Below are 22,867 nucleotides of genomic sequence, written 5' to 3'. Positions count from 1 at the left end.
TTTACTGCAATATAATGAGAGAAATTGATCTATTTTACTGGTTAGCTTAACTCTACCAGCGTAAAATAACGGGCTCAGCAACTTATAAATTAGATGAAAAAGTAGCTCTATTCTTTAGCTGACTTTGCTAGCTATGGAATGTTCATTTGGTTATTGAAAGCAACCACCGGCCAATGATAGTTTACTTTAGTGTTTAAATCGTAAAATTAGACAACATACTATCAATTATTAGGTCTTCCTATTGGCCATGTTAGTTAAGAGGATCCTATGTCATTACCTACTTATGACAAATTCATTGAGCCTGTATTAAGAGTTCTACAAAAGTATCCACACGGGCTACCGGCAAAAGAGGTACACGAATACGCTGCTGATTTTCTAGGGCTAAACGATGAACAACGTTCTGAAGTTATCACCAGTGGTCAACTTATTTATAAAAACCGGGCTGGATGGGCACACGATCGACTGAAAAGAGCCGGACTTTCTCAAAGCCTATCCCGTGGAAAATGGTGTTTAACCGACAAAGGTTTTCAATGGGCTGAGCAACACCCCACTCCCTTAGATAAAAAACTGGTCGATCATATTACTTTCGATTTTGTCGATATTTCACTTAAAAAAAATGCAGATATTGCTCCATTGAATAATGATATTCCTTCATCAGCAAAGATTGCTGCTTATGAAACCAGCAGCCCTGATGATCGACTTGATGATGCCTATCAAGAAATTCGTCATGCAGTTGCTGAAGAACTACTTAGTAACCTACTACAAGTCTCTCCAAACCGCTTTGAAATTATTGTTCTCGACATTCTCCACCAACTCGGTTATGGCGCTAATCGTGAGGATTTACAGCGCGTTGGCGTTGGTAGTAGCGGGGATGGTGGCATTGATGGAATAATTTCATTAGATAAACTTGGATTAGAAAAAATCTATGTACAAGCTAAACGCTGGCAATCTACTGTTGGTAGACCTGATTTAAAAACCTTCTATGGTGCCCTTGCGGGGCAAAAAGCCAAAAGAGGAATATTTATTACAACATCCTCATTCACGACACACGCTTTAAACTTTGCAAAATCGGTTGAAGGAATGGTGTTGGTTGATGGTAACCGTTTAGTAAATCTGATGATAGATAATGAAATTGGCGTAAGTTCGAGAATAATAAAATTACCGAAAATAGATACGGATTATTTTGAATAAGTCAATTATTTAATATCATTCTTTCTTAACTAAAATATTAAGACTAAAAACAAGCAATATCCCTTTGCACCTCTGACATTCAACTGTGCCATGAAACAAATTTAACTCAGAATAAGCAAAAAAAACCAACCTAAAACAGAGATTACTTAACAATCATATAATTATTTTTCATTAGGCTATTTTTTTGTTGCCTATTGGTATCAACCGCTAAATTAGTTCCCTCATATTGATTTTGTCTGGTTTTTATTCAGTTTTGGTAACAAACGAAAATAACCAACTGCTCCATTCTTCACAAATAACGTTATTTCTAATTTAGGCAATTAGCCATTATTTGATTAAGCAGGTTTCGAAAGATACTATTTCACTGCACACTTATCATGAGTGCTTTTTTAATATTTTTTATCAGACTCTAGTTAATATTTTATTTTTTTTGATATTGCAGATAATAAATAACTAAATTTTGCCGCAATCTGCTCTTGCTATAGGCAATAGATAGTGATTTTTTATTGCTATTTTTTCCATCGGCGAACGCATTATTTTTTTATTCATTTTGTTTATTAGATAGGTATTTGTATGGCTAAAATTTGTGCAATACATTAGTTTAATTATTTAGATAAACTTATTAATCTAATTAATGCTAGTTTATCTGGTTTAATAAAAAAATAAACAAATAAAATCAAATATTTACATCAATTTGCTGCAATAATGCACAAATAATTTATTAGAAAAATTTCCATTATGTCCAGAATTTATTTATATTAAGACGCTATCCTACAAGGAATAAATAGATTATTTATAGGTAATTCATGAGTATTATTGAGTCCTATCGGCGGGAGGAAATAATGGATGTGAAAATATCACCTCAGCTGATTGCTATGTTTGAAAACAATAGCGATCCGTGGGGAATAAAAATTTTTGACGGCGACAAATCTATTCATTTTTATAGTAATCCTCAAAACTACAGGTTATTTAATTTACCTACTAATTTTAAATTATACGGCAAAAGTGATGGCGAAATACCCCATCCCATTGCTGAATTCTCAGAATACTTTCAAACCCATGATTTTGAGACACTAAAACAGAAAAGAAATATCATTTCGATTGATATTTATCCTTATGGCGAAGATTCATTATTACAACCTTACGTTTGTGAAAAATTTCCGTTTATTATCGACGGAAAATGTGTTGGCGTTATGTTTCATTCAAGAAAGATGGAATTATTACCTTTTAGGAAATTTAAAAATTTTGGTAAAATTCATGGCACAACAGATAGTCTTATTGAAACTAAATTTACCAAAAAAGAATTAGAAGTTATGTTTCTGGTTGCCCATTCGTTTAACCCAAAAGAAATTTCTAAAATGCTTTGTGTTAGTCATCATACCATTAGCAATAAATTACAATCTATCTACCAAAAATTGGGGATTAGCTTTCGGGAGCAACTTATAGAATATTGTATTAATAAAAATATTCATAATAAAGTACCGATGCGATTCCTCAGACCGCGCAGCTATTTATTTGACTAAATAATATAGAGAAATATAGACATGGATAAAGAACACTCCCTTGAAAGGATTCCACCTTCAGCACGCTCTGATTTATTTTCTGTTGTTTTAATTCGTATCGGTGCCAATACCTCATTATCGCAGTTTATCCTGGGTGCAACATTAGGCCACGCAATGACATTTTGGCAGGCAATGTTAGCAACGCTACTGGGTAGCTTAATTCTTGAATTTATAGGTCTAGGATTGGGTCTTATAGGATGCCGGGAAGGATTACCTACCAGTGTGCTGTCAAGATGGTGCGGCTTTGGCCGAATAGGCTCAACTATGATTGGCTTTGCTATCGCAATAAGTTCGCTCGGCTGGTTCGGTGTACAAAATGGTGTTTGTGCCAAAGCCTTAGAATATGTATTAAACGGCAAGCTTGATTTCGGCTGGTGTGCCACAATTTCAGGCATATTTATTACCGTACTAGTTGCTTGCGGATTCAAAGGATTAAGTCTAACCGCCAAAATAGCGGTACCTTTATTTTTTGTTGTTATGATTTGGGTGACATTTAATACATTAACGACAATCGACATTAAAGAATTAATCAATATTATTCCAGCAGAAAAGGACACGATGACCTTAAGCGCTGGGGCAACCATGGTCGCCGGTGGATGTATTGTCGCAATACTAGTAACCCCTGACATCAGCCGATATTGTCAGAATTCAAAAGATGTTTTTTGGATGTTAACAATTTCCATCATTGTTGGGGAATTTATTGTCAATGGTGTTTCTATATTGATCGCTAAAGCGATGGGTACAAGTGATGTAGTGAACATCCTTATTCAAAATGCAGGCTGGATCGGTGTAATTTGTACCATTTTGGCAGTGGTTAAAATAAATGATATTAATCTTTATAGTGTCTCTCTTAGCATGAGCAATGTTATTGAGTGTCTAACTGGCAAGAAAACCAATTATGTTTTATTGACGCTAATCGCTGGTGCTATAGGAACTTTCTTTACCGTTATCGGTATTTTAGACAATTTTGTTGAATTTTTGATAATAGCTGGCGTTATTTTCCCACCGATAGCGGGGATAATGCTAACTGACTACTATATCCTGCGCACTAATAGAGATTTGCTTGATTCAACCCGTAAAGAAGGCAAGCTACCAAATACTGCTGCTACACCATTGATAAATTATGCTTCCATTATTGCCTGGGCTCTAGGCTCTATCGCTGGGATGACCATAACTATGGGTATTCCATCAGTTAACTCGATATTTATCTCTGCTGTGATATATTTCTGCTTATCTATTTTAAAGAATTTTTTCAATAAAATACCCAAAGAGATAAAAAATGATCAAAGTTACAATAGCTCAGACGGACGCAATTTTAGGTGACAAGGATAAAAATTTACAAAGATTAGAGTATTATTGCTATAAGGCTAAGGAAAACAATGCGCAAATTATTTGTTTTCCTGAATTAGCGACTACTGGATATTCACCATCATTACTAGGAGAACAATATTATTCACTTAGTGAAACCAAAAATGAACAGACAGATAAGCTATTTAGCCAATTATCCAGCAAACTTAATTTAGTCATAATTTGTGGTTTTATAGAACGCGATGATACAACCGGTGAAATTTATAATTCTGCCGGTATTTGGATACCCAATAGAGAAAACTGGTTGGCTGTATATCGAAAAATGCATCTATTCCATTATGAAAAACTATGGTTTACGCCCGGTGATAACTTGCCGGTTTTTGATATTGGTATCTGTCGTATTGGAATCATGATTTGTTACGATGCTGGATTTCCTGAAGTTGCCAGAACTCTGGCAACTAAAAAGGCTGATATTTTATTCATGCCATCCGCTTGGTCAGAAAAAGACAAAGATATTTGGTATATAAACACCGCTTCTCGCGCGTTAGAAAACACAACCCATTTAGTAGCAGTCAATCGCTGGGGAAATGAAGGTAATATAAATCTGTTTGGTGGTAGTCGAATTATTGATCCAAGAGGAAGAGTTATTGCTAACGTTTCGGAAAAAGCAGAAGATACTCTCTGTTATGAAATAGATTTAACTATGCAAAAACAGATAAGAAAAACATTAAAATATTTAACGGATAAAAAATCAAACTATACACCTTATTTATAATCATCTAAAAGAGTTCTCTTTTTATCGCTTTCATATTTTTACACTGTAGTATATGTAGAGCATAAAAACATAATAAAATTAATATAATTTTCTATAAATTAATAGCTAAAATGCATATTATTGCTTTTGGCTATTTAAATTATCTATTTATATTATAAAAAATATCCCACCTATTAAATTGGTTTGCATAAAAAATAAAAATAATAAATATTAATAATTAATCTTTATTATAACTTATATCTATTATTTATTTTCTCTAATCAAATTAAATATAATTTATTTATTTTAATTTAAAAAAACTTATTAATAACTCTATATTTTTAATAACCATAGTAAAAGCAAATTTCTGGATATTCATCTTTACGGTATATATAACACTAACTATCTAACAATTTGCTGGTTAATTAACACTACTACATAACTTGATACAAAATACCTGCTTTAATATATTGATTTTTTATCTCGCATAATTAAATAAAAATTAGCTTTTTGATGGCTAAAAAATTGCAATACTCAATCCAATTTAATGATTTGATCTCTTTTTGATCAGGGCGGAGGGTTTAGTGGGTTAGGTTTTAATTTTTGGTTGCTAAGGCGGCATGATGCAATTATATCGATATATATAAACCAATCTGCTGATATTGTAACCGCTCTACCTGCACCGGTGTTACCCTCTAGAGATAGCTCTGTATGTTGATCAACTAGCTGGTCACCATTAATCAAATCAATCGGAGAGACTCTGTCAGGACCAACCTCTTTCATTTCAGCCTTAGTGAAACCACCAGTGATAATAAAAAGTACCCTACCTTCTTCCATGATTAGGAAGATGTGTTATATACTTCCTTAACTAGCCGATTGAATGTGATATTCTTTCCAGAAATCCTGTTATATCCTCGACATAAGGCAATAATTAGTGGAGCAGTCTCGCAATTTTGAAATGTTGCGTAGCCAGTGGCCAGAACTGGCCGAGCTCGGATTTACCGCCGAACAATATGTTCACTCCGATCCTGAAAGCTGTCTTGTGAAGCTACGTAATTACACAGAATTGATGGTGCGTTGGTTGTATCGCCAGGAGCGTTTGCCTGAAGGTTTTAAGGCAAATTTGTACGACCTAATGAACGCCAATATATTTACCAGCATGATGCCAGAAGCCATCATCATGAAAATGGATGCTCTGCGTATCCATGGTAACCGTGCTGCACACGGCGGACGCATTAAAGCCAAAGATACTTACTGGCTACTCAAAGAAGCATATCTGTTAGGCATTTGGCTCTATGTCCGCTATGCCAACGGCAATGTTGATGACAGCCCTAAATTTACTCTTCCTCCGTTAACTCAATCACCTACGCGTGCTGATGAAAAACGACTGGAACAAGCTATCAAAGCGCAGAATGAAAGTCGTGAGCGTGAGTTGGCATTGCAACGCGCCCTACAGCAAGAGCAGGAAAAGGCTGAGCTTCTCACCCAACGTCTGAATGAAGCCAAAAATCGCAACCAGCATGTTGCCGATATTCTCTCTATAGATGAGGCCGAAACACGCCGCCGACTGATCGATTCTCGCCTGCTGGCAGCCAATTGGGATGTAGGGGAAGAACTCAAGAATACTGATCAGGTAACCCAAGAACATCCTGTCAAAGAGCAACCGACATCAACCGGTGATGGCTATGCAGATTATGTATTGTGGGATGAGGCACATAAACCATTGGCGGTAGTCGAAGCTAAAAAAACTAATGTAAATGCCGCACAGGGGCGAATTCAGGCTAAACTATACGCCGACTGGCTGGAGAAAGAATATGGCCAGCGCCCAGTTATCTTCTACACCAATGGTTACGATATCTGGCTATGGGACGACCATAAAACTCAGGGTTATCCACCGCGCCGAGTATTTGGCTTCTATAGTAAGGAGAGTCTGCAATATCTTATCCAGCAGCGCGAAACACGATTACCGTTAAACAGTCTGTCACACGTTAAAGATAACGAAGGTAAAGCGGTAGCAGGACGTTTGTATCAGTTGGAAACCATCGCTCGCGTCAGCGAACGTTTCACCAATAAATATCACCAGTCGTTGATCGTTCAGGCCACCGGCACAGGTAAAACTCGTGTAGCAATTGCGCTCAGCAAGCTAATGATTGATGCTCGCTGGGTAAAACGTGTTCTATTTCTTTGCGACCGTAAAGAGTTACGTAAACAGGCGGCAAATGCCTTCAATCAGTTTACTAATGAGCCGTTGTATGTAGTTGGTAAATCGAAGAAATCTGACCGGCAGAATGCCAGGATCTACATCGCTACCTATCCCGGCATGATGAAAATTATGGACCATTTCGATGTGGGCTATTTCGATCTCATCATTGCCGATGAATCCCACCGTTCTATCTATAATGTCTATGGTGATCTGTTTAAATACTTCGATGCGCTCCAAATTGGGCTGACGGCAACGCCGATCGATATGGTAAGTAAAACGACTTTCGGTCTGTTCGGCTGTGAAGGGCGTATTCCTACTGCGAACTACAGCCTAGAAGATGCCATCGCTGATAACAACTTGGCGCCTTATGAAGTTGTCACGCACACGACAGAATTTCTGCGCGAAGGCATCAAACGGGAAAAATTGAGCGACCAGCAGATCCGCGAACTGGAAGAACAAGGAATTGATCCCAACACGCTGGAGTTTGAAGGAAAATCGCTAGATGAGGCAATCTACAACAAAGATACCAACCGCTATATTCTGCGCAACCTGATGGAAAATGGACTCAAAGATCTGGACAACCAATTACCTGGTAAAACCATTATTTTTGCGCGCAACCATAAGCATGCGCTACTACTCAATGAATTATTTGATGAAATGTACCCACAGTTCGCCGGACGTTTCTGCCAGGTGATTGATAACTACGATCCCGTGCCGAGCAACTGATCGATGATTTTAAAGGGCTCGATGAAAGTACCAATAAAGAGCTTACCATCGCCATTTCTGTTGATATGCTCGATACCGGTATTGATGTCCCGGAAATTGTAAATCTAGTCTTTGCCAAACCGGTTAAATCAAAAGTGAAGTTCTGGCAGATGATTGGTCGCGGTACGCGCCTTTGTCCAGGACTGTACGGCAATGACGGCAACGGCAAGTCACTGGATAAACAAAAATTTCGCATCTTCGATCACTGGGGCAACTTCGACTATCACGAACTGCACAGCGAAGAGGCCGAAGTCAAACCGACAAAATCCTTAGCACAAAAACGCTTCGAAGCATGGGTAACCTTGGGCGCTGCAGCCCAGCGTAAGTTCGACAAACAAGCGGTAGATTTGGTTGCCCATTAACTTCGTCAACAGATCAATGCCCTAGATGAAAAGTCGATAGCAGTCCATGAAAAATGGCAACAGAAAGCGCAGTACAGCGATGAAAAAGTCCTGCGTCAGCTTTCGCCAAAAACGCAGCAGGATCTGCTTTCTGTTCTAGCACCTTTGATGCAATGGGTGGATGTCCGCGGCCAAAGCGAAGCTATGCATTTTGATATAGACATTCTGACGGCACAAACCGCCCGTTATACCAATGCGGAAGAGTTAGATATGCTTTGGCCTGCAATCGTAGAAAAAGTGGAACGGTTACCGCCACACCTGGCTCAAGTACAGCAGCAGGGACAACGCATTAATCAACTCCGTGATTTGGACTGGTGGAAGAAAGCCAGCCTAGAAGAGCTAGAAGATATCCGCATTCATCTGCGCGGCATTATGCATTTGATGGAGAGAGATGAGATAGCAAAATTCCCTGCAATACAGGTAGATATTACGGAAAATGCCAACCTGATCCAGACCGAAACCCGCAAAACCAATATTCGTTCGATTGATTTTAAGCTTTATCGCCAGCAGGTTCAGGGCGCGCTCGAGCCATTGTTCGAGCAAAATTCAGTGTTGAAAAAAATTCGCAACGGCGAACCAGTAACGCCAATCGAGCTGGATGAACTGGCAAAACTGGTGCTAATTCAGAACCCCAATATCGATATCCGGGCACTGAAAGCGTTCTACCCACAGACAACCGCCAGTCTGGATAAACTACTACGAACCATTATCGGCATGGAAAATGAGGCGGTAGAGGGCCGTTTTGCGCAATTTGCTGCTGATAGCAATTTGACCAGCCAACAGCTACGCTTCTTGTCTCTGCTAAAAAATCATATTCGTGATTACGGTACAATCGAGATGAGACAGCTTTTTGAGCAACCCTTTACCCATATTCACAACGAAGGCGTTACAGGCGTATTTCCGGACTCGTCACAGATCACTCGACTACAAAAGATAATCGAAGAACTGTCTGTTGTGACCGACGCAACGACGCTATAATGCGTTCATGGCAAGCCCCGGCAACGGGGTTTTTGTATTTATAACAGGATTGATATTAATAAATGATTACTGGTGACTTAAAAAGTAAAATTGACGGGCTATGGGAAGATTTTTGGGTAGGTGGTATAACCAACCCGCTGACCGTTATCGAACAGATCACCTATTTAATGTATTCCCGCATGCCAGATACGCAAGAGCAAAGAGACGAAAAACGCAAAAAAATTGCTGAGGTAGACTTCAAACCACGCTTTTCCCCACTGCAACAGGAATTTCGTTTTAGCCACTACAGTAACCTTGGCTCAGATGAGATGATGGAAGTGGTACGCGACGGCGTATTCCAGCATTTCCGCCAACTTGGCCAAGCTGACGGTATGAAGGTAACGCTGCTGGGTAACTTTATGAAAGATGCCCGTCTGGAGATCATTAAATCATCGCTATTAACGAAAGCTGTTGAAGTGATCAAAAACCTACCGTTGGATCGAGGCGACACCAAAGGCGATCTCTATGAATACCTATTAAGCAAACTTACGACTGCCGGGATCAATGGCCAGTTCCGCACGCCGCGCCATATTATCCGCACCATAGTCGAAATGATGGAGCCTAACCCGGCGCGTGGTGAGACAATTTGTGATCCAGCCTGTGGTACCGGTGGTTTTCTGGCAACCAGCTATGAATATTTGCTGGAAAAATACAGCTCACTAGAATCGATCCATACCGAAAAAGGCATCAATGAACGTGGCGAACTGGAAGAGCAAAAAATATTTACCGGCGATTTACTAACGCAGTGGCGTAAGCATGTGGATAACAACATGTTCCACGGCTACGATTTTGATACCACCATGCTGCGCATCGCCGCCATGAACCTGATTATGCATGGTGTGGAAGAGCCGGACATCCACTATCAGGACACCATGAGCCAGAGCTTCAGCAGCAACTTCCCACAATCCAGTAAAAACGCCTTTAACCTGATCCTAGCGAACCCACCATTTACTGGTTCACTGGATGAAGAGGATATTGATCCTACCCTATCGGCAATGGTGAAAACCAAAAAAACCGAGCTACTGTTTCTGGCGCGGATCCTACAAATGCTGAAAGTGGGCGGACGCAGCGCGACTATTGTACCGCAGTGCGTACTGTTTGGCTCCAGCAAGGCGCATCAGTCACTGCGTAAAACGCTGGTAGAGGATAACCAGCTAGAAGCCGTCATCAACCTACCCTCTGGCGTCTTTAAACCTTACGCTGGCGTAGCGACAGCAATCCTCATCTTCACCAAAGGTGGGCAAACGGATGAAGTCTGGTTCTACGACCTGCAAAATGACGGCTACAGCCTAGATGACAAACGTAATCCGATAAAAGATAACGACCTGCCGCATCTGCTAGCCAGTTGGAAACACTATCGTACTTTGCGCGGACTGCCAGTTGATAACTTTATGGGCGAAAAATTTGCCTCGTTACTGAAACAGCAGTACCCAGAAGGAATTGATACTGATATTGATTTTAAAGATCGCACACAAGCAGCGTTTGTGGTGCCAAAAGAGGACTTAGCCGCGCAGAAATATGACCTATCAATTAACCGTTATAAAGAAATCGTGTATCAAGCAGAGGAATATGAAGATCCAAAAGTGATACTACAGCGGTTAAAAGAGTTGGAAAAAGAGATCCTGGCTGATTTGGATGAGCTGGAGGGGATGCTGTGAGTTCAATAAAAATAATGCCCTTGGGAAGTTTTCTTACAGTTTCAAAAGGGAAAAAATATACTATTTCTCAGTCTCCTTCATCTACAAGCCATAGATATATCCAGATAGATGATTTGAGAAATAATAATAATTTAGTTTTTACCGATGACCTAAATGGGATTACAGTTACAGCTAATGATCTCATTATCGCATGGGATGGAGCTAATGCTGGGACTGTTGGCTATGGGTTGATAGGTAAAATTGGAAGCACTTTGGCAAGACTGAGAATAAATCCTAAATATGATATCGAAACACGTTATGTCGGATATTTTTTAAAATCTAAGTTTCGAGAAATTAGAAAGCATTGTACAGGGGCAACAATTCCTCATGTTAGTAAAAATTTTTTGTTAAACTTATCCATCCCTCTGCCCGAAAAAAATATACAGAAAAAAATAAGCAATATTCTCGATAAAGCTGATAATATCCGCCAAAAACGCAAGCAAGCCATAAAATTAGCTGATGATTTTTTGCGGGCTACGTTTTTGGCGATGTTTGGTGATCCGGTTACGAATCCGAAAGGATGGGATGTGAAGCCTCTTGTCTCTTTAGTGGTAGGGAAATTTCAAAATGGAGCTTACTTTCCTAGGGATAAATACTCTAAATACGGTATTGAAATGGTTCACATGACTGATGCATTTTACGATATTATTCAACGGGGTAGTCTAAAAAGAGTTCAGGCTAGCGATGCTGATATAGTGAAATATATTTTAACTCATGAAGATCTAATGATATCTAGGCGCTCTCTAAATTACGAAGGAGCTGCCAAACCCAGTTTGATCCCTCAGTCGGACGAACCATTGATTTTTGAATCTTCGATGATTCGTATAACTCCAGATAAAAACCAAATTGATAAGCGGTTTTTATTCCATTATTTGTCAGATCCGTTAGTTAAAGATCACTTCATTCGAAAATTCGTTACTGGTGCGACTATCAAAGGAATTAGTCAGAAAAATCTTGAGCAGGTTAGAGTAATAGTTCCTCCAATGGAACAACAAAAAAAGTTCTTAGGCATTGTGCATATGTTAGAAAAATATAAGCAAAAACTTGGCGAAAGTGCTATAGGCATAACCGGGATGTTTAGCGCACTAAGCCAACGAGCTTTTTTAGATCAGCTATAGGAGTAAGTCCAAATGAACTTGTTTGACCCGTTGACAATTAAACTTATTTGCCCGCGAAGGCTGCTCAGCCAGCAGTTTGTTACCCGTTTCGTGCAAAATTATCTGGCAAGCATTGAGTTTCATTTTGGGGTATAAATCCTGATCGAATTGACAGGCTCCCGATTATGTCCCAAATGAAGTGTAGACTACAAGAGACCAAGAACGAACACGAAATAGTGTAACTGACTTGTTTTTAAGTTGATTATGAAATTAGAGACTTCAAAAAAACATCAAAATAGCTGTTTTATGGTGCCGAAGGCCGGACTCGAACCGGCACACCCGAAGGCGGTTGATTTTGAATCAACTGCGTCTACCAATTTCGCCACTTCGGCAGTGAGGGAGAATTGTGGAAAACGGCGCTATTATACTTGTCATCTCGTCAGGCGCAACTGTTATTGTTAGGCGATGGCGTTAAGTGCTTAAAAAGCAATCATCTATCTGATTTTGGCAAGTTTTGCTCACTGAGTGTCAGATAGTGTTCAAACTGTTGTTGTAGCGTTTTGGCTAAGTTTTCTTTCAATTCAGTGATGCAATCTATTTGCTGCTGGTTACTGGCGGTGATCTGTTTATCGGCGATGATGTTTTTCATCATTTCGCTTACACTTTTTTCCGGCGAGAAGTAGAGAATTTCATTAGCCATTTCTAGCTTTATGCCGTTTTCTTTGTGGTGAGTGAGTTTTATGTTGCTAAATTTGTCTGACCAGCGATCAGATAATGTAGCTGCCAGCTTTTCCGGCAGATAAATTTTGCTTTGCTGTTGTAGGTCAATTTTGGCCATTAAATTAAGTAACAGTTGTTCAATTACCGGTTCGGTTAATAAAAATTGAATTAATGTTTGCTCTATCTGTTTAATTATATCGTTATAAAGGGTGTGATTTAGGGTTTGGTATGCCTGAATAAATATAGCTAACGCGGTAGATGTCTGGCTGATGCCTTGGCAATAGCCATTAATTTTAGCTTGGTTAAATATTTTTTCTTTTTCTGTCTGCGCGGCAATAATTATTTTCTTGGCCTGTTTCTTAGCCTGGCTGATCAGTCGTTCATGATAATCATGGCTCTGTTTGAACTTAGCGCGGATCAATACATTATCAATCGCTTGAGTCAATAATTTTTCAGGTCGTGTAGGTAACATAATTAAGCGTTGCTTTTAATAATGAGTAATTAACCGGTAAAACAGTATTGGCTTGGCACTGTGGATAATTTTTATTAAACAGTAAACTAAAGCGGGCTGTTAATGCCAAAGAGCATTTTTCAATTAATGGTAACATTGCCCACATACCATACTTTGTTAGTTCTTCTGGTGAATAGGATGTGGCAATTAGCGGGACAATTTGTTGTTTTTGCGGCGGCAACAGCAGCCTGGCCCAGGATAAAAATTGTCTGAATGGCTCTGGCAATTGTTTGAGTTGATTGGCAATCATCAGTTGCGGTAACTGATATAAACCACCTAAATATAAAGCCGCTATTGGTAGCCTAGACCAATAATTAATATATAACTGTGCGGGTAAGTTATCATCAAGATCAAAATCAAGCGCTGTTGGCAATTGGAAGCGCACCATTACCTGTTGATCATAGATCCGTTTTTCCGCCATCGTTAACTTATCATAGGGTGGGTAACCAAATGAATGATGAATATAACTGGCTGGTTGGTACATTATTGTTTGTATCAAATTAAAAGTTTGTTGTTTCAATGTTGTTTAGCTGTGGTTGCTGATCTACGTTTAATGCCCCAATAGATCACGCCACCCACTATTATTATGATAAAAAATAATAGAACATATAAATAATATGCTCCGCCAGATACATTTTTTTCAGTATAAGAAGGAATTGTTGGTGATATTTTATGAATTAAGAACACCGTAATATATTGCGACTCCAATTCACTAATTGCATTTTTAATAAATGCTTTTATACCCAATTTTAATTCATCAACATCTTGGTTTTCATCATGATAAAATATGATGACGGAGGCTTTCATCGGTGCCTGGCTACGGCTATTAGCAGCAATAGGATAACTAAGATGGACACGCGCATCAGCTATTTTGTCCAGTGCCATTAAGGATTGTTCAAGTCGCTGTTCAATACCTGAAATTAACCTGGCTCTTTCAATTTGTGGCGAGTTAACTAAGGCATCAGCAGGGAATAATTGGGAAATCTCAAGCCGTTCTGGCGAAGGTAATTGATATTCTTGTAATAGTTGTACCGCAGCAGGCAAGTCCTCTTTCGCCACATTAATTTTATAGAGCCCTTTTCCTTGTGCACTTTTACTGACCGTGATGTGATGTTTTTGCAAAACTGCCAGTACTTCATTTGCCTGTCGTTGATTCAGCGAATTAAGTAACGCTTCATCATGACAACCAGATAAAAGCAAAATGAGAAGAGATAGCGTGATAAAAAAGCGCATATGGCGAAAGAGTCTTGTCACAGTTATTGCGCCTTTATAACCGTTTCAACGGTTGTTAATGCCTTACGAGCTAAGGTACTTAATAATGACATTTCAACCTGATAATCATGTGTAGTTTGCTGTATAGCAAGAAGTGAAGAGAGATCGTCTGTTTGCAATGTATCAGTAACTTGCTGTTCAACTTGATAGTGTTGGCGATATGCCTGACTAATAACCTGTTGTAACGTCATCGATTCCCCTTCAGCAGGTTCAGTCATGGCAGAAATATTACTTTTATTATTAATATTCATCATTTATCCTTAACGCATATTACCCAATATAGTCTGTGCATTCTCTTTGTGTGTCTTAATAGTCGTTGACATATAGTTCAGTAAAACACTGTATCCCGCCATCGCAGCCTGAAATTCAGCCAAATCCGCTGAATTGGATGGATCTTTCTTCAATCTTTCAACCGCATCTTTAATACATTTTTGATAGTCATCAGATGTCGCTTTAGTCTTTTTAAGTATATCTCCAATAGTACTATTATTAATTGACATACAAGGATCTCCTTTCCAATAATGTTAATAACTAACCAGCGGGAAAGTATCGGTGTTCCGGCTGAACGAAAATATATCCCTTGGTACTTTTAAGTTGCGTTTTTTCTAATTCAGTTTCCTGCTCTTCAGGTAATAGAAATTGAAAAAAATTTTTTCCTAGTTGAGTCTGATAAGGTTTTAATTGCGATTTCAACTGATAAATTTCGTCTTCCGTAAGAACTTCACGCAATTGAATAATTAATCCTTTCTCAGACAACCATAATTTATAACTTTTTACTATATTTGAAATTTTATTATCGACATAATTAATTAAATCAGATAATAAAATAGCATTCACATTAAATTGACATGGTTGATATTTATTTAATAATTCCTTAATCATTTCTTTAGTTGTTTTATTCTGATAAATAAAGGAAATACTATTATAATTTACTATATGGAAATAAAAACGTTCCGTATTAGAAATAGAACTATTAATTTCATCAACAATTTTTTTTATATTATTTTTTTTATTCAAAAATTGTTCACAATCAAATGCTTGTGAATGATTAATAACTCCTTTAGTAAATAAAAATTTTTTATTAATATTAACTTCATAAGAGAACACATAATAACAGAATAAAAATAAGACAAGCAATAAAAAAGTGGTTGCTATTTTTATCAAGTAATTTTTATTTGATTTATAGGATTTCTCAATTAAACAAAATAAATTCTCACACTCATCACACCATTTTTCATCAATTTTTTTTATCGCAAATAGCGGTATTTTTTGCCAGAAAGTTGGGTAATTGAATTTAGCTTCCAATGACTTAGCTGGTTTATTTTTTTCATTTATACTATAGCAAAAACTATCCTGTTGATTATCAATATTAGGCAAAATAACGTCAATAATAATCAGCTTATTTTGCTGATGGGTGGGTACATAGAGTTGTATAAAATCCTTATCATTTTTATTATTATGTTGCTCTGACCATTGACAAATACTTTGTTCATCACCAACTATAAGTTGATAGTGACCAGGTATTAACGAAAAAAGCGTACCACTGAGTTTCCCAGTAAAAAAACGAATTACATAATTATTATTTATATTCATAAAATTTATCTATATTGAAATTATTAAAATATTTAATATACCTTTATCACTATTTATATTGAAAAATTATAAAAGAAAAAAATACATCAAAGATTAAATTTGATTTTTTTTATTTATATATTTATGTTTTTTTTCTTATGAAGAGTAGTGTATCATTTTAACAAAAAATTTAAAGCTAACAAGTTAAACATCATATTATAAAACTTACTTATATTATAAATAAGATTTATCAGGGAAGGAATATATGAACTATTTTATACCTAAAAATAAAATAGATATTAATAATATAAACATTAAATATTTTTTATTTTTATATATCCCTAATAATTCATTTGGAATTGTAAAAGACAAACAGAATCAATATTATCATTTAACTGATAAACAAATATTTTTATCCCTTGAACAGGTTACAACAATAAAACCTAGCCATAACCAGTGGACAATAGAAAAAGCAGATATCTTTTCTTGTATAAAACTGGTTGCTTACATCGATTATGCTTTAGCTAATCACAATCTTCCCAATTATTCTAATCAATCAGTAGTTACTAAAAATCACATGTATATTCTCGATGCTTGCGCGGGAAAAGATATTCAAACTTTACTCATCAATACTTTACTAACTCCTTATCGGACGCCATTGCAGCCATTAATTGAAGCGATGAGAAATCATGAATGCTATTGGATTACCCGTCACTTACTTAATCAAATGAAACAAAATATTAATAATATAACGGAAATTCGTCTGAAGTATGGCGTTTCAGAGACCCATTTTCGGCGCCTTTGTCATCAATATTTAGGTCTATGTGGTAAAAAACAGTTACGTTCATGGCGCGCTACTTCAGCAATCTTATCAATAATTCTAAAAAATAAACCCCTAACCAATATAGCTTTGGATTACGGTTTTAGTTCCGCTTCACATCTTTCAAAAGAGATAAAAGTTATTTTTGGTGCCACACCTAAGTCATTTAGATTGATAAGGAAGTCATTCTATGAAGATTAGCCCGTTATTGCAGGCCATCGTTTCCTGTTGTTTTCTATTGATGGTTTTTCCTAATCAAGCAACGACATTTTCGAATTTAAAAGACGATGTTTTACTTAAAGAGCAGATTGAACAGGACAATGAACTATTTATTGCCGTTGATAGTCGGGTTGAGCAATTTTTTGACGTATTATCCGATAAATTGAATAAACCTTTTATTCTTAGTTCAGCAGTAAAAAAGAAGCGAATTTCAGGTCGATTTGATGTTTCATCCCCCAAAACCGCTTTTGATACCTTCGTACGTAGAATGGCATTTATCTATTTTAATGATGGTAACGTCATCTATATTTACGATGGTAGTGAAATGAAACAACAGATGCTTAACCTGAAAAAGATCGATTTTAAGCGCGTAAAAGAGTATTTATATGCCATTGGTCTTTACGATCCACGTTATCCTTTACGCGGTGGCAGCAATAATAAAACCTTTTATGTCTCTGGGCCGCCAATTTATGTGAAATTGGTTCAAGCTGCGGCAGAATATCTGGATCAAGAAGCACTCCAATTAAAACAGGATATTATTGAAGAAAAACGCTTTGGTAATGATTATGTTCACATTTTTGCTTTAAAAAATACCTTTGTCACCGATAGAAGCTACTCGATTCGGGGGGAAAAATTAGTTTTACCTGGCATTAGTACAGTTCTACAACAACTTTTTCAATCCAATAGGCAAACCGCAAATCAAACTGATAAAAAAATTGCTAGTATTGACGAACAATATGAACCAGATCCCTCCTTTGTTACCCGTATCGGCAAAGAATCAATCGAGTTAGTGCCTTTGCCTGGTTCGAACAGTCTGTTAGCCAAGGGCAGTATTCAAGGTATTCAATTGATCAATAAAATGATCCAACGGCTAGATCAACCGAAACGGCAAGTTGAGCTGTCATTATGGATCATTGATATCGCCAAACATGAAGCGGATCGGCTAGGTATTGATTGGCAAAGCAGTTATCACTCTAAAGATGGTAACTTTTTACTTAATACCAGCGATATTAGCGCTGCTGCCGGGATCCACTTTTTAGCCAAAATACGGGCAATGAGTCTGGAAGGAAGCGCGCAAATGGTTTCCCGCCCTATTATCCTAACACAAGAAAATACGCCGGCCATCTTTGATAATAGCACTACCTTCTATGCTCAAGTACGTGGAGAACGTATTGCCACGTTAGAGTCAGCCACATTTGGCACAATGATCAGTGTCGTCCCTCGCCTTTCGCCTACCGGCGATGAAATTGAGATGGTTATTAATTTGGAAGATGGCGCTGAAAAAAAAACCAATAGCGGTGAAACAGAAAAAATCGATGCGTTGCCAGTTATTAATCGTACCAATATCAGTACAGTGGCTCGTGTTGCCCAAGGCGATAGTCTATTGATTGGTGGTTATACCAGAGAAGATATTGATTCCAGTGAGAGTAAAATCCCATTACTTGGCGATATTCCATGGTTAGGTGGATTATTTCGCTATAGCAGTACAACCAATAAAAAAATGGTGCGTATTTTTATGCTGCAACCCAGACTGGTTCAGGGAAAAAATCTGTTAAATGATTCGCTGGGAAAAAATCCATTTAAACCGAGTGATCCTCAAACACAGGCCGCTATTGACCTGCTTTATACTTATATCAATAAAGAGAATAGGTAATAAAAATGGTAGATATCAATAAAATTAACTCATCAGTTTTGTTACGCCAGCTACCAAAAACCCAACAACCATCAGACATTGAAACCACTAAACCTACAGCAATGGTAGTAAATCACCACCACCAGTTGTTAGATATTATGGATGATATGTCGATGGCAATGAGTCAATTTAATCGCCGCCAAGATCTACAAAAGAAACAACAGGATAGTAGTGATATAGCTAGCCGGATTTTGGAAGATAATGTAGATAAAAAACTGGCTACAGCGATCAAATTATTAAACAATCAAAAGAATAAGTTAGCTGATATTTTAACCTTACTGAGACAGTTTTTTCCTGATGATAGTGACTTTGTCTCAGTGCTAAAAGAGCTTTTACGTCGGCGCTATTTTTCTGCCGCATTGGCGCTTGAGATTGAAGCTGAGATCAATTCACTTTGCCAGGGTAGTCATCAACGAGCAAAAGCAACCCGAGCTGGTATCAATATTGCGCTAAAAGCTAAACAATTTAGTTATCAAACAGCATTAAGCACCATGCAACTCCGCCAGTTATACCGCGATTTTATTAGCCAAGATATTGAGCCACTATGGTTTTATGAGGAGTGGGTTAATCAATATGGCTATGATAAACGTTTTTTAATTATCGATTTTGTTTTGCAGTCGCTACTTTGTGATATGCAAGCATTGTCGCCAAGTTGCTCATTTATGCCCGAGTTTGCTGTCTATTTATCCTCTTTAGGCCGAATCAAACAACTCTCTTCTGCTGACAAAATCTTTTTCGCTTACTGCTCTAATCTACCCTTTTTAATCCAGCCTGATGCTCAAGTGAGTTGGTTACCTATTTTTATTAAGGGATTAAGTGATCCCGAAGCGATGATGATGATTATCCAAGATATTATTGCTAATAAACAGCTAACTATTGTTATCACACAACATATTTTATTGCTTCAACAACTGATGGCAGCATTTAAATCGTTAACTATAGAAATCTACTTAAGCCCTGAGATCAGGGAAAAAACACAATCATACTTACTTGCATTACTTGATTTACTTTATCAAAAAGAAAAAAGCTTAAGTCGTCTTTAATTTTCAAAGCAGGGAACGCAATATGTTGCAATCAGTTTTGTTGCAAATTAGAAACAAGCCTGAACTTATCGTACTTGGCATCATGATCTTAGTGATAGCCATGCTCATACTACCATTACCGACTTATATTGTTGATCTGCTGATCGGCTTAAACATTGTCATTTCACTATTGGTATTAATGAGTTCTTTCTATATCACCAAGATCATTCATTTCACCAGTTTCCCTGCTCTATTGTTAATTACTACCTTATTTCGACTGGCATTATCTATTAGCACTAGCCGTCTGATCTTACTTGATGCCGATGCCGGCGACATTATTACCTCCTTTGGTCAATTTGTGATTGGTGACAACTTAGTGGTGGGATTGGTGATCTTCGCTATCGTAACCGTTGTTCAGTTTATCGTGATCACCAAAGGCTCTGAACGAGTGGCTGAAGTTGCTGCCCGTTTTTCGCTTGATGCCATGCCGGGTAAACAGATGAGCATCGATGCTGATTTAAAATCTGGCATTATTGATAATGATGGTGTTAAGCATCGTCGTATTGAGCTTGAACAGTAGAGTCAATTATACGGCGCTTTTGATGGTGCTATGAAATTTATTAAGGGAGATGCTATTGCTGGCATTGTGATTATTTTTGTCAACTTTTTAGGCGGCATTTCTGTTGGCATGGTACAGATGGGCTTTAGTTTCAGCGAGGCATTGACAACTTATACCATGCTTACCATCAGTGATGGATTAGTCGCCCAAATCCCTGCTTTACTGATCTCAATTAGTGCTGGTTTTATTGTCACCAGAGTGGGAGGTACACAGAAAAATCTGGGTCAAAATATTATCAAAGAGCTGTTTTCCCATGATTTTTCTCTAATTATTACCGCAGTTTTAACGTTTATTATGGGTTTTTTACCTGGCTTTCCAACACTGATATTTATTTTGCTATCAATATTAATTAGCGGCTCCTATTTAAGAAAAACCTTAGCTAATAAAAAAATAGCTAAAAATCAGAAAAAAATTAGTGGCCATCATAGTAGTATTAATAACCGAGAAAATAATGTTCAGTCTCAATCTAACGTGGATATCTCTTATCATGAAGCGGTGCCATTAATTATTTCAATCTCAGAGCAACATAAAGATTATATTGAAAATAATCAATTAACCCAGTGGTTAAAAAATCAGATCTTAATCCAATATGGATTGTTATTGCCTGACTTTATTATTAATTATTCTGCCGAATTAGAACCCTATAAAGTCATTATTTTAGTCAATGAAGTTAGAAGCGCAGAATTTCATATTATCTTTGAAAGTTATCGGGTGCTTAATAAAACCAATGAATTTGGTCAGTTGGGACTTAAGAGCCAAACAACTCAGAAACAAGGTGAAACCTACTACTGGGTACAGCAAGAAGAGAAAAATAGATTAGAACCGCTAGGCTATCTGTTTGCAAGTGATATCAGCGAATTTTACTGTCACTTCAGTCAGGTAATAACCCGTAATATCAGTGAGTTTTTTGGTATTCAAGAAACCAAAGATTTATTGGATCAATTAGAAAGGAAATATCCTGAATTATTGAAAGAGTGCTATCGCCATGTGTCGATCCAACGAATTACCGAAGTATTACAACGTCTATTACAAGAACAGATATCAATTCGTAATATTAAGATAATTTTAGGCGGGCTGGTGCAATGGGGCCCGAAAGAAAAAGATCCGATTATGTTAGTTGAACAAATTCGAACACTTTTAGCACGTTACATTACAGCTAGTTTTATTTTTCAACAAAAATTGCATGTGCTAATCGTTTCAGCAGAGCTGGAAGAAATTATTCGGCAAGGAATACGACAAACTTCGGCCGGCTCTTTTTTAAATCTCGAACCTGCTCAATTGGATCTGGTACAAGATAGGTTATTAGTCGCAATTAGAGAGAATTATACTATTCCTAAGATAGTCACTTAACAAAAATAAAATACATATATATCAATCATTTAAAAAATTATAGCTCATTTAATATACATATTTACACGTAAAAACAAGCGATTTCACTCACTATAAATCAATTAGTTACGGCTTATAGTGAGTTCTAATTTTAGCTCATTTCGGCTAAAATCTCAGTCTAAATTCACACTCATTTTCAATTCCAAAAACACCCTAACCATTCGTTTAACTACGAATACAAAATACCCATTGACGAAAGAAGAAATCATGCGCTATAGTTTGTGTGCATCTGATAATTCAGGTGTCGGGATTGACCTCTCGCCGTAAACTACCGCGACATGCACACGCCGCGAGCGTGTTTTTTAATGTCGTAATCTAGCCACAATTCAATGGTGGGCTGGATAGGGCAGCTGAAAAGCTGGCCGGTCGGTAGTTCCGGTAAGGTCAACCCTGTTCAGTTCACCACCCAAGATTGACCTCAACGGTGGTGAGAAATTTTAATACTACCATCGGAGGTCATATGACACTTCAACTTTCTACTATCACACCTAAAGTTATTATTCATAATGGCAAAGCTGTTACCTCATCTCAAGATGTTTCTCATTATTTTGGTAAGCGACATGATGATGTTTTAAAGAAAATTCGCAACCTAGATTGTTCGTCTGAATTTCATGTCCGCAATTTTGCGGAGATGTTCCAGAAAATAAATATAGGCAAAGGTGCAAAACGAGAATCTAAATACTACGAAATGACCAAAGATGGTTTCGTATTTTTAGTGATGGGGTTTACAGGCAAAAAAGCTGCACAATTCAAAGAAGCCTATATTGCTGAATTTAACCGCATGGAAGCAGAGCTACATTCTGCACCAAAATACCAACCCGAAGCTCACGAAAAGTTCAGCAGCAAAGATACCCAAAATCTCGCCCGTATCATTGCACTGATGACGCAAAACTTTCGTTTCAGGGACGCATGGAATAATGCTATCTGGTATGCATTGAGAGAAGTTACCGGCATTCCTTCACCCTATCCAATGGAAGTACTACTAGTCCCTTCTATCGCTACAGAGTGTGAGCGTATCTGGCACGTAACGGAAGA

General features: G+C 37.5%; 17 protein-coding genes, 1 tRNA gene and 2 pseudogenes. 12 read left to right on the top strand and 8 right to left on the bottom strand.

The features are described from left to right. Positions 1-267 precede the first annotated feature (267 nt). From H1X92_RS03785 to H1X92_RS03770, 4 genes are all read left to right on the top strand, one after another. On the top strand, positions 268-1,191 hold the full coding sequence (locus tag H1X92_RS03785) for a restriction endonuclease (RefSeq protein ID WP_180558926.1): 924 nt from the start codon (positions 268-270) through the stop codon (positions 1,189-1,191). A gap of 842 nt (positions 1,192-2,033) precedes the next feature. Next, the gene (locus H1X92_RS03780) at positions 2,034-2,714 is read left to right on the top strand and encodes a helix-turn-helix transcriptional regulator (RefSeq protein ID WP_180558925.1); all 681 of its coding nucleotides are present in this window, start codon (positions 2,034-2,036) and stop codon (positions 2,712-2,714) included. A 21-nt stretch (positions 2,715-2,735) separates the two neighbouring features. Further along, positions 2,736-4,076, top strand: a complete 1,341-nt coding sequence (locus H1X92_RS03775; RefSeq protein WP_180558924.1) for a purine-cytosine permease family protein — start codon at positions 2,736-2,738, stop codon at positions 4,074-4,076. Continuing rightward, entirely contained in the window at positions 4,033-4,836 is an 804-nt protein-coding gene (locus tag H1X92_RS03770) for a nitrilase-related carbon-nitrogen hydrolase (RefSeq protein ID WP_180558923.1), read from the top strand. The genes H1X92_RS03775 and H1X92_RS03770 overlap by 44 nt, the downstream gene beginning before the upstream one ends. A gap of 546 nt (positions 4,837-5,382) precedes the next feature. Here the strand turns inward: H1X92_RS03770 and H1X92_RS03765 are convergent. Then, complete coding sequence (locus H1X92_RS03765) at positions 5,383-5,652, bottom strand: hypothetical protein (protein WP_180558922.1); 270 nt, start codon at positions 5,650-5,652, stop codon at positions 5,383-5,385. 97 nt (positions 5,653-5,749) lie between these two features. Here H1X92_RS03765 and H1X92_RS03760 point away from each other — a divergent pair. The 3 genes and pseudogenes from H1X92_RS03760 to H1X92_RS03750 all read left to right on the top strand — a co-directional run bounded on the left by H1X92_RS03760 (position 5,750) and on the right by H1X92_RS03750 (position 12,016). Beyond that, positions 5,750-9,162, top strand: a pseudogene (locus tag H1X92_RS03760) (DEAD/DEAH box helicase family protein). A gap of 62 nt (positions 9,163-9,224) precedes the next feature. Further along, entirely contained in the window at positions 9,225-10,859 is a 1,635-nt protein-coding gene (locus H1X92_RS03755; protein WP_180558921.1) for a class I SAM-dependent DNA methyltransferase, read from the top strand. Then, positions 10,856-12,016 (top strand): restriction endonuclease subunit S, encoded by a 1,161-nt coding sequence (locus H1X92_RS03750; RefSeq protein WP_180558920.1) that lies wholly within the window; start codon positions 10,856-10,858, stop codon positions 12,014-12,016. The genes H1X92_RS03755 and H1X92_RS03750 overlap by 4 nt, the downstream gene beginning before the upstream one ends. Before the next feature lie 286 nt (positions 12,017-12,302). Here H1X92_RS03750 and H1X92_RS03745 read toward each other — a convergent pair. From H1X92_RS03745 to H1X92_RS03715, 7 genes are all read right to left on the bottom strand, one after another. After that, positions 12,303-12,387, bottom strand: a tRNA-Leu gene (locus tag H1X92_RS03745). A gap of 98 nt (positions 12,388-12,485) precedes the next feature. Next, positions 12,486-13,187 carry a hypothetical protein gene (locus tag H1X92_RS03740; protein WP_180558919.1) on the bottom strand — a complete coding sequence of 234 codons (702 nt, stop codon included), beginning with the start codon at positions 13,185-13,187 and terminating at the stop codon, positions 12,486-12,488. Beyond that, positions 13,168-13,710: a hypothetical protein gene (locus H1X92_RS03735; RefSeq protein WP_180558918.1), complete on the bottom strand. Its 543-nt coding sequence runs from the start codon at positions 13,708-13,710 to the stop codon at positions 13,168-13,170. Before H1X92_RS03735 ends, H1X92_RS03740 begins: the two co-directional genes overlap by 20 nt. 32 nt (positions 13,711-13,742) lie before the next feature. Continuing rightward, positions 13,743-14,480 carry a type III secretion system inner membrane ring lipoprotein SctJ gene (sctJ, locus tag H1X92_RS03730; RefSeq protein WP_180558917.1) on the bottom strand — a complete coding sequence of 246 codons (738 nt, stop codon included), beginning with the start codon at positions 14,478-14,480 and terminating at the stop codon, positions 13,743-13,745. Between the two features lie 2 nt (positions 14,481-14,482). Next, on the bottom strand, positions 14,483-14,752 hold the full coding sequence (gene sctI / locus H1X92_RS03725) for a type III secretion system inner rod subunit SctI (protein WP_180558916.1): 270 nt from the start codon (positions 14,750-14,752) through the stop codon (positions 14,483-14,485). A 6-nt stretch (positions 14,753-14,758) separates the two neighbouring features. After that, the gene (locus tag H1X92_RS03720; protein WP_180558915.1) at positions 14,759-14,998 is read right to left on the bottom strand and encodes an EscF/YscF/HrpA family type III secretion system needle major subunit; all 240 of its coding nucleotides are present in this window, start codon (positions 14,996-14,998) and stop codon (positions 14,759-14,761) included. A 31-nt stretch (positions 14,999-15,029) separates the two neighbouring features. Further along, a complete protein-coding gene (locus H1X92_RS03715; protein ID WP_180558914.1) occupies positions 15,030-16,091 on the bottom strand; it encodes a hypothetical protein in 1,062 nt (353 codons plus the stop codon). Between the two features lie 244 nt (positions 16,092-16,335). Here H1X92_RS03715 and H1X92_RS03710 point away from each other — a divergent pair, with 244 nt between their 5' ends. The 5 genes and pseudogenes from H1X92_RS03710 to H1X92_RS03690 form a co-directional block, all read left to right on the top strand. Next, a complete protein-coding gene (locus tag H1X92_RS03710) occupies positions 16,336-17,091 on the top strand; it encodes a helix-turn-helix domain-containing protein (protein WP_180558913.1) in 756 nt (251 codons plus the stop codon). Next, entirely contained in the window at positions 17,081-18,763 is a 1,683-nt protein-coding gene (gene sctC / locus H1X92_RS03705; RefSeq protein ID WP_180558912.1) for a type III secretion system outer membrane ring subunit SctC, read from the top strand. The genes H1X92_RS03710 and sctC overlap by 11 nt, the downstream gene beginning before the upstream one ends. A 5-nt stretch (positions 18,764-18,768) precedes the next feature. Next, positions 18,769-19,845 carry a type III secretion system gatekeeper subunit SctW gene (sctW, locus tag H1X92_RS03700; RefSeq protein WP_180558911.1) on the top strand — a complete coding sequence of 359 codons (1,077 nt, stop codon included), beginning with the start codon at positions 18,769-18,771 and terminating at the stop codon, positions 19,843-19,845. A 22-nt stretch (positions 19,846-19,867) separates the two neighbouring features. Further along, a pseudogene (locus H1X92_RS03695) lies at positions 19,868-21,757 on the top strand (EscV/YscV/HrcV family type III secretion system export apparatus protein); the annotation flags it as partial. A gap of 535 nt (positions 21,758-22,292) precedes the next feature. Then, positions 22,293-22,867: Rha family transcriptional regulator (locus tag H1X92_RS03690; RefSeq protein ID WP_180558910.1), on the top strand; the 575-nt coding region annotated here is incomplete at its 3' end.

Source organism: Arsenophonus endosymbiont of Apis mellifera (genome assembly GCF_903968575.1).
In the GTDB taxonomy this organism is placed as follows: domain Bacteria; phylum Pseudomonadota; class Gammaproteobacteria; order Enterobacterales; family Enterobacteriaceae; genus Arsenophonus; species Arsenophonus apicola.
This window is presented reverse-complemented; position numbering and strand designations above follow the sequence as displayed.

What these genes read in the sequence shown, in the direction of transcription:
- sctI (WP_180558916.1), bottom strand. Translation starts at nt 14,752, where the DNA reads ATGATGAATATTAATAATAAAAGTAATATTTCTGCCATGACTGAACCT.
- H1X92_RS03755 (WP_180558921.1), top strand. Translation starts at nt 9,225, where the DNA reads ATGATTACTGGTGACTTAAAAAGTAAAATTGACGGGCTATGGGAAGAT.
- H1X92_RS03780 (WP_180558925.1), top strand. Translation starts at nt 2,034, where the DNA reads ATGGATGTGAAAATATCACCTCAGCTGATTGCTATGTTTGAAAACAAT.
- sctC (WP_180558912.1), top strand. Translation starts at nt 17,081, where the DNA reads ATGAAGATTAGCCCGTTATTGCAGGCCATCGTTTCCTGTTGTTTTCTA.
- H1X92_RS03765 (WP_180558922.1), bottom strand. Translation starts at nt 5,652, where the DNA reads ATGGAAGAAGGTAGGGTACTTTTTATTATCACTGGTGGTTTCACTAAG.
- H1X92_RS03720 (WP_180558915.1), bottom strand. Translation starts at nt 14,998, where the DNA reads ATGTCAATTAATAATAGTACTATTGGAGATATACTTAAAAAGACTAAA.
- H1X92_RS03710 (WP_180558913.1), top strand. Translation starts at nt 16,336, where the DNA reads ATGAACTATTTTATACCTAAAAATAAAATAGATATTAATAATATAAAC.
- H1X92_RS03770 (WP_180558923.1), top strand. Translation starts at nt 4,033, where the DNA reads ATGATCAAAGTTACAATAGCTCAGACGGACGCAATTTTAGGTGACAAG.
- sctW (WP_180558911.1), top strand. Translation starts at nt 18,769, where the DNA reads ATGGTAGATATCAATAAAATTAACTCATCAGTTTTGTTACGCCAGCTA.
- H1X92_RS03735 (WP_180558918.1), bottom strand. Translation starts at nt 13,710, where the DNA reads ATGTACCAACCAGCCAGTTATATTCATCATTCATTTGGTTACCCACCC.
- H1X92_RS03785 (WP_180558926.1), top strand. Translation starts at nt 268, where the DNA reads ATGTCATTACCTACTTATGACAAATTCATTGAGCCTGTATTAAGAGTT.
- H1X92_RS03740 (WP_180558919.1), bottom strand. Translation starts at nt 13,187, where the DNA reads ATGTTACCTACACGACCTGAAAAATTATTGACTCAAGCGATTGATAAT.
- H1X92_RS03715 (WP_180558914.1), bottom strand. Translation starts at nt 16,091, where the DNA reads ATGAATATAAATAATAATTATGTAATTCGTTTTTTTACTGGGAAACTC.
- H1X92_RS03775 (WP_180558924.1), top strand. Translation starts at nt 2,736, where the DNA reads ATGGATAAAGAACACTCCCTTGAAAGGATTCCACCTTCAGCACGCTCT.